Source organism: Actinomadura sp. KC216, from assembly GCF_004348535.1.
Lineage (GTDB): Bacteria > Actinomycetota > Actinomycetes > Streptosporangiales > Streptosporangiaceae > Spirillospora.
Genome location: NZ_SMJX01000089.1, coordinates 14,536 through 28,118, shown reverse-complemented (window position 1 = coordinate 28,118; position 13,583 = coordinate 14,536). Strand labels below are relative to the sequence as shown.

Here is a 13,583-nt window from a genome sequence, read left to right as displayed (position 1 = left end):
GCCAGGTCGCTCATCCAGTTGGCGATGGTCTGGGAGCGGTCGTCCAGGAACAGTTCGTACTCGTTGGCGAGTGCGTGGTTGAGGGCGCTGGGCTGGATGAGGCTGGTTTCCAGGCGGGCGATGAACTCTTTCTCGCCGCGGATGTCGATCTCGTCCTGGAGGTAGAGGGCGGGGGCCTGGTCGGAGATCGCCTTGTTGCTGATGGAGGTCAGCATGATGATGTTGGCGAGGACGTTGGCCTGCTCGTCACGGTAGCCCTGGGTCTTCAGCCAGGCGCGGGGAAAGAAGTGGTGGAACTCCATCTCGTTGGACTGGGCGAGGGCCTTGCCGACGTCGATGCGGGCTCCGCTGCGGAAGTCGATGGGGTCGGCAGCGGCGAGCATGAGGGCGAAGGCTTTTGTGGCGGAGCTGCCTCTGTGGTAGGCGGTGCGGCGCCAGAATTGGGCGCTGGGTGGTGAGGCGGTGACGTCGATGCCGGCCGTGCGGCCCAGCGCGAAGGCCGAGATCGCTGCCAGGTCATTGGCCATCTGGTCGGCGCGCCAGCCCTTGAAGTAGGAGCTGAGCACGGCTCGCCAGAACCACGAGCGGATCGCGCGGTACTGAACGTCCGTGGGTTTGGGGACCTGTCGGAAGACTTCGGTGAGGACCGCGAACTGGTTCATGTACGGCAGGGCGTCCGCAGTCGGAGTTCCGATCTGCGTAGTCAAGAAATCGACCGCGTGGCGCGTCGCGGCGGTGACGGCCTCGACTGCTTCGTCGAGCTGCGCGGGCGTGCGGCTTCTGAGCTCCTCTATGTCCTCCGTGGAGAATCCGAATCCGGAGGCTGCCGCGATGGCGCGCAGCAGGACTTTGCGATCGATCTGGCCGTAGTGCTTGCGTGCGAGCACGACTCGGATGCGGTCGATGGCCTCGACGAGGTCGAAGTCCTCGCTCCAGGTAGCGGCGCGCATGAACTCGACGATCGTGAGCGGAGTTCCCGTGGTGTTGGTCCGCTCGAAGATCTTGCCGATCTCCGCTATCGGCATGTCGTCGAGCGTGACGACAGCGACGGAATAGTCGGTGAACCGGTCGAACAGGAGCTTCCGGGCATCGATGTGCTCGGGGGCCACGGAGCGGTTGAAGTAGGCCGAGGGTGAGCCGAGGAGCCGGACGGGGATCTGATGGATCGGTGGTTCCTCAATGTCGTCTCGGTGGAGGAAACGCTCTTCGTTCAGGTCGTAGACGATGTTCCAGTAGCTGTCGGGGTCCGGGTCGTACTCGGGGTTCCAGTAGAGGGCACCGCAGATCGTCGAGAGGCGCTGCTGGCCGTCCAAGAGGTAGTCGACCTTGCCATCGGCGCGCTGTATCTCGATGTCCAGGCCGGCGATGGTGCGCGAGCTGTCGAGCTCGAGCGTGCTGCTCCACAGAAGGACGCTGCCGATGGGGTAGTTGCGGGCTACCGAGTCCAGGAGATCGAGGACCTGCCTGCGAGTCCAAACGAAGTCTCGTTGAAAGGTTGGCAGCCGTACCTCACCTTCCATGACGCGTTCGGCGAGCTTTCCGAGCCGCGGTGTGGTCGGCCGCGTGTCGTGCCTCGAAGTCCTGGCGCGGGGGAAACGGAACGAGCTCAACGACGCCTCACCTTCATGGGGGACATCAACAGCGTTGCAGTGCAAACGCGACCGCGAAGCCCGTTAAGCCCAAAGCGGACCCGGGGTGCTGTGGCGGTCTAATGGGACTCGTCGCCAACCGTTCCCAGCGATGATCAGGTGATCGAGGAACCGCAGGCCGACTACCTCGGCCGCCCTCTTGATCTGGCTTGTCACCTGGATGTCGGCTGGGCTTGGATCGAGGGCTCCGCTGGGGTGATTGTGCGCGATGCCGAACTGAGAACCACCGCAAGAGAGCACCGCCGTTAGTGCCTCCTTGATCGGGACCAGGCAGTGGTCCGCAGCTCCTTCTGTCAGGGGCAAGGCTCGAATGAGCTTGCCGGCGGGATTGCAGGCCACGAGCACGACACGCTCGTATCTCAGCCCTGAGAGGAGGGGGCGAGCGGCCGCCGCAAGATCCGCCGAACCCTGGATCCGTGTGATAGCCGGCTCTTGCTTCGATCGGCGGCCTAGTTCGAACGCCGCCGCCACCCGGGCGGCCTTTGCCGGTCCGATGCCCATGAGCCGAGTGAGGGCATGCGGGTCGGCCCCGGCCAGCGACACCAGCCCCGCTTGGCTGGTGATCATCTGGGCGGCGAGCTCGATGGCGTCGCAGCCGGGGCTTCCGGCCCCGAGGATCAGAGCGAGCAGTTCTCGATTCGAGAGGGCTCCAGGCCCCAGCTTGAGCAGTCGCTCGCGCGGACGGTCCAGTTCCGGTAGATCGGTCACTCTCATCCGGGACACCTCCACTCCCAGTAGAGCGGAAGGCCCTGACATTCCATCCGCATGCTTCCGAGGCCCTCACTCGGGAATGATCTGCCCGACCATCGCCTCGGCCCGTCGATGCGTCAGTGGAAGCTGCTTCCGAGTTAGGTTGGCGCTCGGATGGATCGTTCGTGTCGGGGCTCACGGATCAGGGGTGACGTTCCAGTTCTTGGTGAGCCAGTCCAGGTCGGTCTGGTGGCGCTCGCGGGTGCTTCGTTCTACCTCGAAGAGCGCGTCGGTCTTGGTCAGGACAGAAGAGCTTGCGGTAGGCGCTGAACGCGGGAAGCTCGCCGAGGCTCACGAGGATCTCGGCCAGTCGTTCGCGCGCCGTTCCCGCGGCTGACGACCTTTCGTCCAGGCGAGGGATTCAACCCACCGACCCTAAGACGTATCAAGCTCGCGCTAGGCTGGTTGAAGGTGGTTCGAGAGGTGCGCCCCGGCACCCGCGATGACCGACACGCTTCGGCTTGGTGCAGACAGGCAACGGCCCCTCATCAGGTGCCTGATCCCGTGTGCGGCGGTAGCGAGAATGATAGTCGGATGGGCCTCCAAGTGGCTCCACTGGACTGCACTCGCGACCATGATCACGGGCTTGACCTGCTGGTTTCTACGGCATCGGACTGCACCACGCGGAGGGGCCCGGATCTCGGCGGCACCACCGAGATCATGAAAGAAATCATCGGCCGCTCCCTCGGCGTCTGACGCTCGGCGGTCGGCGGTCGGCGGCGGCCCCGCCGTGGGGGTGGGGCCGCCGCCTGCCGTGTTCAGGCGGGTTGTTCGCCGTCCGTCAGGGAGACGAGCAGGTCGTTCAGACGTGACACGAACGCGCCGGGCTCCTCGATGCGGGCGCCGCTGGTCAGGACGGCCTGGTCGTACAGGACGTGCGCCCAATCGGCGAGCCGCGGGTCGTCCTGGCCGCGGTTGAGCCGCTCCACCAGCGGGTGCCCCGGATTGATCTCCAGGATCGGCTGGGCGGGGAGCCCTGACCCCCGCAGCCGCCGCGCGACGGTGAAGTCGGTCTCGGCCTCGTTGGCGACGATGCAGGCCGGGGAGGTCGTCAGGCGGCTGGTCACGCGGACGTCCCACGCCTTGCCGTCCAGGTGCTCCTTCAGCTTGCCGAGGAGGTCGGCGTAGTCGGAGTCGGCCTTCTCGGCGGCCTCCTTCTCCGCCTCGTCCGCCATGGCGCCGAAGTCGGGCGCCCCCTGCGCGACGGACTGGAGCTGCTTCCCCTCGTACTGCGCCAGGCCGGTGACGACGAAGTTGTCGACGGGGTCGTCCAGCAGGAGCACCTCGATGTCCTTCGCGCGGAACGCCTCCAGATGCGGGCTGGCGGCGGCGTCGGACAGCCCCGGCGCGAGCAGGTAGTAGATCTTGTCCTGCCCGTCCTTCATCCCGGACACGTAGTCGGCGAGCGACACCCGGGCCTCCCCGCCCGACCGGGTCGAGGTGAAGCGCAGCAGCCCGGCGATCTCCTCCCGGTGGGCGGGGTCGTCGAACACGCCCTCCTTGAGGACGGCGCCGAACTGCGTCCAGAACTCCGCGTACTTCTCCGGCTCGCCGTCCGCCATGTCCTTGAGCAGCTTGAGCAGCTTCTTGACCGCGCTGGCCTGGATGTGGTCGATGGCCTGGCTGCCCTGCAGAATTTCGCGGGACACGTTCAGCGGCAGGTCCGCAGAGTCGATGATGCCGCGGACGAACCGCAGATACCGGGGCAGCAACCGTCCGGTGTCCTCCAGGATGAACACGCGCTGGACGTGCAGCCGGACGCCCTGCGCCGGCTCCGGCATCCACAGGTCATAAGGCGCCCGCGACGGGACGAACAGCAGCAGCGTGTAGTCGTACCGCCCCTCGACCTTCGCGTGCACATGACCTAGCGGATCGGTGAAGTCACCGGTGAGCTGCTTGTAGTACTCGTGGTAGTCGCTGTCCTTCAGCTCGCTCTTCGGCCGCGTCCACAGCGCCGACGCCTGGTTCACCGCCGTGTCGTCCTCGCCGACCGTGATCGGCCGGGCGATGTGGTCGGAGTACCGCTTGATGATCGAGCGGAGCCGGTGCTCGTTGAGCAGCTCCTCCTCGCCGTCGCGCAGGTGCAGCACGATCGTCGTGCCCCGCTCCGCCCGCTCGACGGTCTCCAGCGTGTACTCGCCCTTGCCGTCGGACGTCCAGCGCACGCCCTCCTCCGCGGGCAGCCCGGCCCGCCGCGTGGTCAGGACCACCCGCTCGGCGACGATGAACGCCGCGTAGAAGCCGACGCCGAACTGACCGATCAGCGCGGTGTCCCGCCGCTGGTCGCCGGTCAGCGAGCGGAGGAACTCGGAGGTGCCCGATTTGGCGATCGTCCCGATGTTCTCGATCACCTCGTCGCGGCTCATCCCGATGCCGTTGTCGGACACGGTGATCGTCCCCGCGTCCTTGTCGAACCCGACCCGTATCCGCGACTCGCCGCCGTCGTCCTCGCCCAGCTCCGGACGCGAGAACCGCTCGATCCGCAGCCGGTCGATCGCGTCCGAGGAATTGGAGACGAGCTCGCGAAGGAAGATCTCCTTGTTGCTGTAGAGCGAATTGGCCATCAGATCCAGGATCTGCGCCGCCTCGGCCTGAAAGCGAAACGTCTCCTCTTCCGCCTGTAATGACACCTTTCCCCTCCCAGCAGGTGGCCACCAGTCAACCGCTCAGGATAGAAATCGACCCGCGCGACGGTCAACCGCTCGTGGCGGGTCCCCGGCGGGAGCCCCGCCGTCTGCTCCCCTCGAATCCGACATAACGGATCAACAGGCCCCCCATGTGCGGTGCCGCGCCGCACGCAACACGGGCAGCACCGCTCACCCGCCGCCCCGCCGCCGGCTCGATGGACGCGTCTCCGGATCCCTCGGATCGTTAGCATTCGGACGCCCATCCCGGGCCCTTTGCTCCCTCGCTCGTGCACGCCGCGGAAATGGAACGGTCCTTGTCAAATTCAGGGGTTGATGTTCGACAACGGCGCATCGAGTTGAAATGTGTCCGTTGACAACGCTCGGGTCCTTGGCTACTTGCCTCGGCAAAGATCTTGAATTCATATTCAAGGTCCTGCGTCGGCTGACCAAGAAAAGTGTCAATCTTCTGAAGGGGAACCGCATGTACAAGGGAATCGCGCTTTCCGCCGCGGCTACCGCCTTGCTCGCCCTTACCGCCACGGCCGTCGTGCCCGCCGCCGCAGCCGCGCCGCCGGTCGTCGGCCCGCCTCCGTTGCTCGATATCAAGACCGCGACCGGCTCCGGATGCACGCTCGACACGACCGGTGGGTGGGGGCAGTCGGACTACAGGGGCTTCACCGTCGTCTACGAGGACTACAAGGTCCAAGCGGGCGGCGATTCGAGGCCCACCGACGCTCGCAAGAACTGCCGGCTCTCCCTTGAGCTGGTCGCGGGATTGGCCTCCTACACCTACGCCGTCCGGAGAACGACCTACCACCTGGACGTCGAATTGCAGAGGGGTGCGCAGGCCATCATGAAGGCCAACTACCACTTCCCGGGCACCCCGCAGAGCGAAATGAAGACGTACAGGACAGTGGGCGCCAGCAGTGACGAGTTCCGGTTCATCGAATCGGTGCCGACGTCCGAGCTCGTGTGGAGGCCGTGCGGTGAGCGAACCGAGCTCGTCATCAACACGGAACTGCGGGTCGTCAAGGGAAGCGAGCGGGACAAGGTCAGCTTTGCCTCCATGAGCTACGACTATGACGCCGGCGGCCCCCGGCAGACCTACGAGCTCGAAGTGAAACCGTGCCCCTGATCAGCACGGTGCCTACGGGACGGGAGCCTGCCGACGACGGTCGCCGTGGCCGGCAGGCTGCGACCGTCCCGGGGCGGTCAGGTGAGGGGCGGGGTCAGAAGACCGACCAGACGCTGAGGCCCGCGGTGGGGAAGAAGGGGCGGGACTCGCCGCGTCCCAGGTTGTCTAGAGGGTCGCCGGTGCAGTCCTTGCCCGACATCACGCTCAGGGCGACCGGAATGCCGACACCCCCGCCCGGGACCGTGTTGGCGGCGGATCGGATCGGGAACGGCGTGGTGACGCATCCCTCGCCGGGCTCGAACAACACCACCTCTCCCGTGTAGTTGGCTCCCGACCAGGCGCACAGCGAGTCGACCGGGCAGCCGGGGAGGGGATCGGTGGTCGCCGCGGACGCGAGCGACGCGGGGAGCACGGTCGCGGACGCCGCCATTGCCAGGGCTAAAGCGGCTCGGCCTAACGAACGCTTCATGGGTGCACTCCTTTGGTGAGCGAGTCGTGCCCCACATGATCACCGCGGGCGCCGCCCTGGGCCAGAGCGAGATCAACTTTGCCGGAAGCGGCCACGCGCGTTTGAGCGGCCTTACTCCGGCCTGCCCTGGATTTCCTGGACGTTCCAGCCGTTGCCGTCCGGGTCCTTGAAGAAGACGAAGCGGCCCCACGGGAAGTCGTGGATGTCGCTGACCTGGACGCCGCGCGACGCGAGTTGGGCGCGGGCGGCGTCGGCGTCGGTGACGACCAGTTGCAGGCCGTGGAGGGTGCCCGGGGCCATCTCGGCGCCGAGGCCGGTGCCGATGGCGATCGAGCAGGCCGAGCCGGGCGGTGTGAGCTGGACGAAGCGGATCTCGTCGCTCACCCGGTGGTCGTGGTCGACGGTGAAGCCGACCTGGTCGGAGTAGAAGGCCTTCGCGCGGTCGACGTCCGAGACGGGCACCGCGACCAGCTCCAGTTTGAAATCCATGAGTCCCTTCTATCCCAGAGGTGACATCCGTATACCGGATGTGTCAGATGGGTTTGGGTCGTCCGGCGGGCGAGCGGATGAGGAAGGTGCCCGCCACGACCACCAGCCCGGAGAGGGCCAGGACCAGGCGGGGCGGGTCCATGCCCAGCGGGCTCACGTCCCACCGTTCGAGCAGGTCGGAGGCCAGGCCCGCGAGGAGGGCCGCCAGCGCCAGGCCGAAGCGCAGGACGGCGTGGAACGCGGTGAGGGCGAGGTTGCGGCGGTACCCCTCCAGGCTCTCCTGCATGTAGGTGATCCCGCCGACCAGCGCGGCGGTGGCGGCGCCGCCGAAGATGACGGCGCCGACGAACGACCCGGCGATCGACGCGAGCGCGCCCATGGTGGCGATCGTCAGGCCCTGGAGGGCGGTGGCCGTCCGGATCTGGGTCATCAGGGGCCATCGGCCGTTGCGGACGATGATCAGCCCCGTGATCGCGCCGACCCCGAACAGCGCCACCAGGACGCCGAAGCCGACGGGGCTCGCGTCCAGGACGTCGTTGACGAACACCACGCCGAGCGAGAACAGCGCGCCGAGGCCGAGCGCGACCACCGCGACGCCGGGCAGGACGCCGCGCACGACGCGGAGCCGCAGCGCGTCGAGGAAGCCGCCGTGCTGTTTCCGCGACTGCTCGGCCGCCCAGCGCTCGCCGGGTTTCGGGCCGAGGTCGGGGATGGAGCGGATCACGAAATAGGAGATGAGGTAGGTGAGCGCGTTCAGCCAGAACACGACGACGTAGCGCCAGTGGCCTTCCCAGCCCGCGTTGTTCGACGCCCAGAGCATCAGCCCGAACAGGCCCGCACCCACGGGGATCATGCCGTAGGACGTGGCCATCGTGATGCCGTTCGCGACTTCGAGGGTGCCGGTGTCGTGCTCGCGTCCGTGCTTCTTCTCCTCGGAGTCCTCGATGAGGTAGGGGATGGCGGCGTCCCGGGCGGGGAGGAAGCACAGGCCGACGACCTCGATGGCGAACGCCCAGAAGTACACCCACCACAGCCACGGGACGACGGGCAGCGCCAGCGCCATGCCCACGCGGATCAGGTCGGAGGTCAGCATGACGGAGCGGCGCCGCCACCGGGTGACGACCCGGGCGGCGAGCGGCGCGCCGAGCGCGGAGGGGAGCAGGCGCAGGACGAGGACTCCGCCGACCGCCGTCGTGGATCCGCTCAGCTCCAGCACGAAGTACATGAGGGCGAGCGTCCCCATCCAGTCGCCCAAGGAGGAGACCGTCTGGCCCACCATGAGCCGCCGGAAGTCGCGGCGGTTCAGCTGCTCCTTGAGTCCCATGCGGGCTCGACCCCCCGTACGGCGGCGTTCCGGGGCCGCGCGTCCTGTCGGTCTCGGCCGCCGTCGGGGGACGACTCCTCCGGCGGGACGGGGTCGCCGCGGAGGAGGGCGGCGAGGCGGGCGGCCGCCCGGTCCCAGCTCCATTTCTCGCAGACCCAGCGGCGGCCGTTCTCGCCCATGAAGCGGGCGCGGGCCGGGTCGGCGAGCAGGTCGTGCAGGGCGCTCGCGAGGCTGTTCGTGCGAGCCGCGTTGACGAGCACGCCGGTGTGCCCGTCGATGAGGGACTCGGGGCTGCCTCCGGAGCGTCCGACCACGACCGGCAGGCCCGCCGCCGACGCCTCCAGGACCGACAGCCCGAGCCCCTCGACCTGGAGCCCGCGGCGGGTGTCGTGGCACGGGAGGACGAACACGTCCGCGGCGGCGTAGTAGCGGGGCAGGTCGGCGGGGGAGACCGTTCCGGGGAGGGTGACCGTGCCGGGGGCCGTCCGTGCCGCGCGGTCGGCCAGGTGGGTGCGGGCGGGCCCGTCCCCGACGATCAGCAGCCGGGCGTCCGGATGCCGCCGGACGACGTCGGGCCACGCGTCCAGCAGCAGGTCATGGCCCTTGCGCCGGACGAGCCGGGAGACGCTGAGGACGACCGGCCCCTGCCCGAGGCCGTGCCGGCGGCGCACCGACCGTCCGTCCAGCCCGGGACGGAACCGGACCGCGTCGACGGCCCCGGCGAGCTGGACGAGCCGCGTCCGGTCGCCGAGGGCGGCGGCGATCTCGCCGCGCGTCCCCATGCTGAGGAAGGTGAGCGCGTCGAAGGCCGGGGCCACGGCGCGCAGCGCGGCCCGGGTGGGCGCGCAGCGGAACCAGCCGAGCTCCTGCCCGTGCGTGGAGCCGATCAGCCGGGGCACCCCGGCCGCCTTGACCAGCGGCGCGTACATGGCGAACGGCGAGGCGGCGGTGATCCAGCCGACCTCGGCCCCGTGTCGCCTCGCGAGCCGGTGCAGGCCGCGGAACAGCAGGTAGGCGTGCCGGCGGACGACCGGGAAGTCGAGCCGGGCGTCGAAGGCGGCGGCCCCGGGCCAGGCGGGCGCGACCACGAGCAGCCGGTCGGCGGGCAGGCGGCGCACCAGTTCCCAGGTGAACGTCTGCACCCCGCCGGGCTCCGGCGGGAAGTGCCCGGTGATCACGAGGGTCCGGGGTATGTCCATGGGGACCCGCTTCCCCGGGAGCGCGACACCATTCACCGGCACCGTTCACCGAGAGTGTCCCAAGGGTTGCGTTTCAAGGCCCGGCGTTACCTGCGCCTCCACGCCGCGGCCGCCCGCCAGGTCCCGCGGGGGGCCGCACCGGGTCCGGTGCCACCCACACCGGACCCGGCCGGGTCCCTTGATCTGCCCTCATCCCGGACGAGCGGACGGGAAAGGATCACTCCACGGGGAAGGGATCACCCCACGCGCACTAGCGAACCACGCCCGCCCGGCATAGTCAACTATTTCTACTTCTAAGGTAGGAAATCAGTCTTCGATGTGGGTGAGCTTGTCGGGGTTGGCGACGGCGTAGACGCCGCGGACGCGGTCGCCGTCGGGGTCCAGGTCGAGGACCATGACCGCGAACGGGGCGTCCGCGTCGAACAGCACCGCGGACGGGTCGCCGTTGACCGTCCGGTAGCGGATCTCCAACCGCTCCGCGTCCTCCCGGCGCGCGGTGCCGGTGATCACGCGCGCCACCCGGTCGCGGCCGTGGATCGGGCGCAGCGGACCGCGCCTGCCGCCTGCGTCCCGCCACAGCGTCACGTCCGGGGCCATGAGCTCCATCAGCGCCGCGAGGTCGCCGCCGAGGGCCGCCTTGAGGAAGCGCTCGGTCACCTGCCGCTGCACCTTCGGGTCGGCCTGGTAGCGGGGCCGCCGGGCCTGGACGTGCTCGCGCGCCCGGTGGGCGAGCTGCCGGACGGCCGACGGGTTCCGGTCCAGGATCGGGGCGATCTCCGTGTGCGCGTACCCGAACACCTCGTGCAGGACGAACACGGCCCGCTCCAGCGGCGTCAGCGTCTCCAGGACGACGAGCAGTGCCATCGACACCGCCTCCGTCCGCTCGGCGGACTCGCCCGCGTCCCCGTCCGACACCAGCGGCTCGGGCAGCCACGGCCCCACGTACGTCTCGCGGCGGCGGCTGATGTCGGCCTGCCGCGCGAGGGCGGTGTTCACCGCGATCCGCACCAGGTAGGCACGGGGATTCTCGATCTCGCCCGCACCATGAGGGGAGTCCGCCTCGCCCGCGGCATTCCGGGCCGACCAGCGCAGCCACGTGTCCTGGAGGACGTCCTCGGTGTCGGCGACGCTGCCCAGCAGGTTGTAGACGACCGAGAACAGCAGCTCCCGATGATCGGCGAACACCCGCGTCGCGGCGTCCTCTGTGGCGCCCTCGGGCATGGTCGGACCTCCCGTCCTCACCCCTGAGAGGGACACGGGTGCCCAGAGTGTGACATGGCGGCCCGGATTGTGATGTGGACCTCATCCGCGGGCGTCCGTGTCACACTCCCGCACACCGATCCGCTCATGGGACGCGACGAATTCGACCCGGAGGTCTTCATGACGGATACGACCGACAAAGCGGGCGCTCAGCCGTCCTTCCTCGCGACCGGACGCGGCAAGCTGACGCTGACCCTGCTCTGCGCCATCGCGTTCCTGGATTTCATCGACGCCTCGATCGTCAACGTCGCGCTGCCCGCGGTCAGGCAGGATCTGGACTTCTCCGTCCAGGACCTGCAGTGGGTGCCGAGCGGCTACCTGCTCACCTACGGCGGGTTCATGCTGCTCGGCGGGCGGCTCGCCGACCTGCTCGGCCGCCGCCGCGTCGTCCTCGCCGGGACGGTGCTGTTCTCGCTGTCGTCCCTGGTCGGCGGCCTGGCGATCACCTCCGGGATGCTGGTCGGGGCGCGGCTCGCCCAGGGCGCCGGGGCCGCGCTGATGCTGCCCGGCACGCTCTCGATCCTGACGACGATGTTCAAGGAGGGCGGCGACCGCGCCAAGGCGCTCGGCGTCTGGGGCGGCGTCGCGGGCGGTGCGAGCGCCGCCGGGGTCCTGCTCGGCGGGCTGCTCACCGACGGCCTCGGATGGCGCTGGGTGATGCTGGTGAACGTCCCGGTCAGCGCGCTGGTGATCATCGGGCTGTTCCTGCTGGTGGACGGCGACCGCCGCTCCGCGCGCCGGGCGAGCTTCGACGTCGGCGGGACGGTCCTGGTCACCGGCGGCATGCTGCTGCTCGTCTTCACCCTCGTGAAGGCCCCGGAGGTGGGCTGGGGCTCCGTCCGCACCATCGGCGGCCTCGCCGGGACCGCCGTGCTGCTGGCCGCGTTCGCCGTCAACGAGCAGCGCCACCGCAGCCCGCTGCTGCCGCTGTCGATCTTCCGCGTCCGGGGCCTCGCCGTCACCGACGTCGCCTACCTCGTCGCCGTGGCCGGGCTGGCGTCCATGTTCTTCTTCCTCAGCCTCTACATGGTCAACATCCTCGGCTACTCCCCGCTGAAGACCGGTACCGCGTACCTGCCGCTGTGCTTCGGCGTCGGCATCGCCGCGGGCCTCACACCGCGCCTGCTCGCCCGCACCGGCACCCGCCCGCTGATCGTCGGGAGCCTGCTGGTGACGGGCGCGGGGATCTTCTGGCTGTCCCGCATCCCGGTGGACGGCGCGTACCTGACCGACCTCCTGCCGGGCCTGCTGGTCACCTCGCTGGGCCTCGGCGTGGTGTTCGTCGCCATCACCACCGCCGCGAACGCGAACGTCCCGCCGGACCAGGCCGGGCTCGCCGCCGCGCTCCTCAACGCCTCGCAGCAGATCGGCGGGGCGCTCGGCCTGGCGATCTTCTCCGCGGTCGCCACGTCCCGGACCGACGCCCTGATCGCCGACGGAAAGCCCGTCCCGGAGGCCCTGACCTCCGGCTTCGCGAGGGCACTCCTCGTATGCAGCGTCTTCCTGGCGGTGGCCGCCGTCGTCGCCCTCCGGTCCGCGAACACCCGCGGCGAGGCGTCCGGCGCCGAGACGCCGGACCCTCGCCCCGAGGCCCTGCCCGTCAAATGAGGGTGGACGTCGCCAGACCACGAAGGCGCTCTTGCCGGGTGCGGGCAGGGACGGCAGGTAGATGGTTCCGCCGAACCGCTTTCATGATCAACAGCGGCATCCGGATTGCCGGAAATGGAGGTCCGCTACTGGATGATGACGCTGTCGTTCCGGGCGGACTTGTCGTCCGTCCAGCCGTCGTGGCCCGCGTCGGCCTGCCAGTGGCGGCCCGCGAACCGGACCTCGGTGAGGCCGTAGGCCTGCGCGTGCGTCACCGCCCACGCCGCCACCGCCCAGCCCGCCCGCGCGTTCGTGACCTTCACCGCGTTCCAGGAGTCGGGGTCCGAGGCCGCGCCCTTCGTGAGCGGGCTCGGGCCCGTCACGCGGAGCTTGCTGCCGAACGCGCGGCGCATCTCGCGGATCGCGTCCGGGCGGCGGGACGCGGTCCGCTTGCCCGGCGGGTACCAGCAGCGCGCCGTGCCCGCCTCGCGCCCGGTGAACGCCGCCGCGAGGAGCTTGCCGTCGTCCTCGTGCTGGGCGTAGGCGCGGCCGTCCGCGCTGCGCTGCACGGTCTGCGCCGCGTCGTGCAGGTCGCGGTCCAGGTAGCCCTTCACCTTGACCAGCGCGTTGAAGAACTTCGTCGTGGACACGACGGGGTCGCGGAGCTCCGGCGGCTCGCCCCAGCCCTGCGACGGGCGCTGCTGGAACATGCCGACCGAGTCGCGGTCGCCGCCCGGCAGGTTGCGGATGTGGGACTCCTGGATCGCGGTCGCGTAGGCGATCACCACCGCCCGCTCGGGTAGCTGCTTGCGGAACGCGACCGCGGCGATCGTGGCGGAGTTGGCGCCCTGCTCCAGGTCGAGCGGCATCTTGCCCTCGCTCGTGTTCACCTCGCAGCCGGTGCCGTGCAGGTAGGGGCGGGCCTTCAGGAACAGCGTGTAGGCGCCCGCGCCGAGCAGCACCACGACGACGGTGAAGCCCGCCGCCCAGCGCCGCCCGCGGCGGCGTCCACCATGGTCAGGCCCCTCCCCGGAGCCCGCCTTCTCCCTCGCCCAAACAGCCACGCGTTGAAGGTACCGGGAGACGGCCACCAC

At 69.5% G+C, this 13,583-nt stretch carries 11 protein-coding genes; 2 read left to right on the top strand and 9 right to left on the bottom strand.

The genetic code is table 11. The annotated features are described in order from the left end of the window. The 3 genes from E1264_RS17590 to htpG form a co-directional block, all read right to left on the bottom strand. Window positions 1–1,610, bottom strand: a 1,610-nt coding sequence (locus E1264_RS17590) for a DUF262 domain-containing protein (protein WP_132174759.1), incomplete at its 3' end; no start/stop codon positions are given. Between the two features lie 63 nt (window positions 1,611–1,673). Next, the gene (gene radC, locus E1264_RS17585) at window positions 1,674–2,363 is read right to left on the bottom strand and encodes a DNA repair protein RadC (RefSeq protein ID WP_132174757.1); all 690 of its coding nucleotides are present in this window, start codon (window positions 2,361–2,363) and stop codon (window positions 1,674–1,676) included. Window positions 2,364–3,157: 794 nt separating this feature from the next. Further along, window positions 3,158–5,029 carry a molecular chaperone HtpG gene (htpG, locus tag E1264_RS17580; protein ID WP_132174755.1) on the bottom strand — a complete coding sequence of 624 codons (1,872 nt, stop codon included), beginning with the start codon at window positions 5,027–5,029 and terminating at the stop codon, window positions 3,158–3,160. Between the two features lie 478 nt (window positions 5,030–5,507). On the opposite strand from htpG, the gene E1264_RS17575 reads away from it, so the two are divergent. Further along, window positions 5,508–6,161: a DUF4360 domain-containing protein gene (locus E1264_RS17575; protein ID WP_165964218.1), complete on the top strand. Its 654-nt coding sequence runs from the start codon at window positions 5,508–5,510 to the stop codon at window positions 6,159–6,161. 94 nt (window positions 6,162–6,255) lie between these two features. On the opposite strand, the gene E1264_RS17570 is transcribed toward E1264_RS17575, so the two are convergent. From E1264_RS17570 to sigJ, 5 genes are all read right to left on the bottom strand, one after another. After that, the gene (locus E1264_RS17570) at window positions 6,256–6,591 is read right to left on the bottom strand and encodes a hypothetical protein (protein WP_132174751.1); all 336 of its coding nucleotides are present in this window, start codon (window positions 6,589–6,591) and stop codon (window positions 6,256–6,258) included. Window positions 6,592–6,741: 150 nt separating this feature from the next. Next, window positions 6,742–7,119 carry a glyoxalase superfamily protein gene (locus E1264_RS17565; RefSeq protein WP_132174749.1) on the bottom strand — a complete coding sequence of 126 codons (378 nt, stop codon included), beginning with the start codon at window positions 7,117–7,119 and terminating at the stop codon, window positions 6,742–6,744. Between the two features lie 43 nt (window positions 7,120–7,162). After that, window positions 7,163–8,443 carry an MFS transporter gene (locus tag E1264_RS17560; RefSeq protein WP_132174747.1) on the bottom strand — a complete coding sequence of 427 codons (1,281 nt, stop codon included), beginning with the start codon at window positions 8,441–8,443 and terminating at the stop codon, window positions 7,163–7,165. Continuing rightward, window positions 8,422–9,642: a glycosyltransferase family 4 protein gene (locus E1264_RS17555; protein ID WP_207935982.1), complete on the bottom strand. Its 1,221-nt coding sequence runs from the start codon at window positions 9,640–9,642 to the stop codon at window positions 8,422–8,424. Before E1264_RS17555 ends, E1264_RS17560 begins: the two co-directional genes overlap by 22 nt. Before the next feature lie 306 nt (window positions 9,643–9,948). Then, window positions 9,949–10,863 (bottom strand): RNA polymerase sigma factor SigJ, encoded by a 915-nt coding sequence (gene sigJ / locus E1264_RS17550; RefSeq protein ID WP_132174745.1) that lies wholly within the window; start codon window positions 10,861–10,863, stop codon window positions 9,949–9,951. A gap of 126 nt (window positions 10,864–10,989) precedes the next feature. Here sigJ and E1264_RS17545 point away from each other — a divergent pair, with 126 nt between their 5' ends. Further along, a complete protein-coding gene (locus tag E1264_RS17545) occupies window positions 10,990–12,510 on the top strand; it encodes an MFS transporter (protein WP_243710991.1) in 1,521 nt (506 codons plus the stop codon). 125 nt (window positions 12,511–12,635) lie between these two features. On the opposite strand, the gene E1264_RS17540 is transcribed toward E1264_RS17545, so the two are convergent. Continuing rightward, window positions 12,636–13,553 carry a hypothetical protein gene (locus E1264_RS17540; RefSeq protein ID WP_243710990.1) on the bottom strand — a complete coding sequence of 306 codons (918 nt, stop codon included), beginning with the start codon at window positions 13,551–13,553 and terminating at the stop codon, window positions 12,636–12,638. Window positions 13,554–13,583: the final 30 nt, after the last annotated feature.

Bases quoted from the DNA above. Each gene is read 5' to 3' on its own strand.
- radC (WP_132174757.1), bottom strand. From the start codon at position 2,363: ATGAGAGTGACCGATCTACCGGAACTGGACCGTCCGCGCGAGCGACTG.
- E1264_RS17575 (WP_165964218.1), top strand. From the start codon at position 5,508: ATGTACAAGGGAATCGCGCTTTCCGCCGCGGCTACCGCCTTGCTCGCC.
- E1264_RS17570 (WP_132174751.1), bottom strand. From the start codon at position 6,591: ATGGCGGCGTCCGCGACCGTGCTCCCCGCGTCGCTCGCGTCCGCGGCG.
- E1264_RS17565 (WP_132174749.1), bottom strand. From the start codon at position 7,119: ATGGATTTCAAACTGGAGCTGGTCGCGGTGCCCGTCTCGGACGTCGAC.
- E1264_RS17560 (WP_132174747.1), bottom strand. From the start codon at position 8,443: ATGGGACTCAAGGAGCAGCTGAACCGCCGCGACTTCCGGCGGCTCATG.
- E1264_RS17555 (WP_207935982.1), bottom strand. From the start codon at position 9,642: ATGGACATACCCCGGACCCTCGTGATCACCGGGCACTTCCCGCCGGAG.
- sigJ (WP_132174745.1), bottom strand. From the start codon at position 10,863: ATGCCCGAGGGCGCCACAGAGGACGCCGCGACGCGGGTGTTCGCCGAT.
- E1264_RS17545 (WP_243710991.1), top strand. From the start codon at position 10,990: ATGGGACGCGACGAATTCGACCCGGAGGTCTTCATGACGGATACGACC.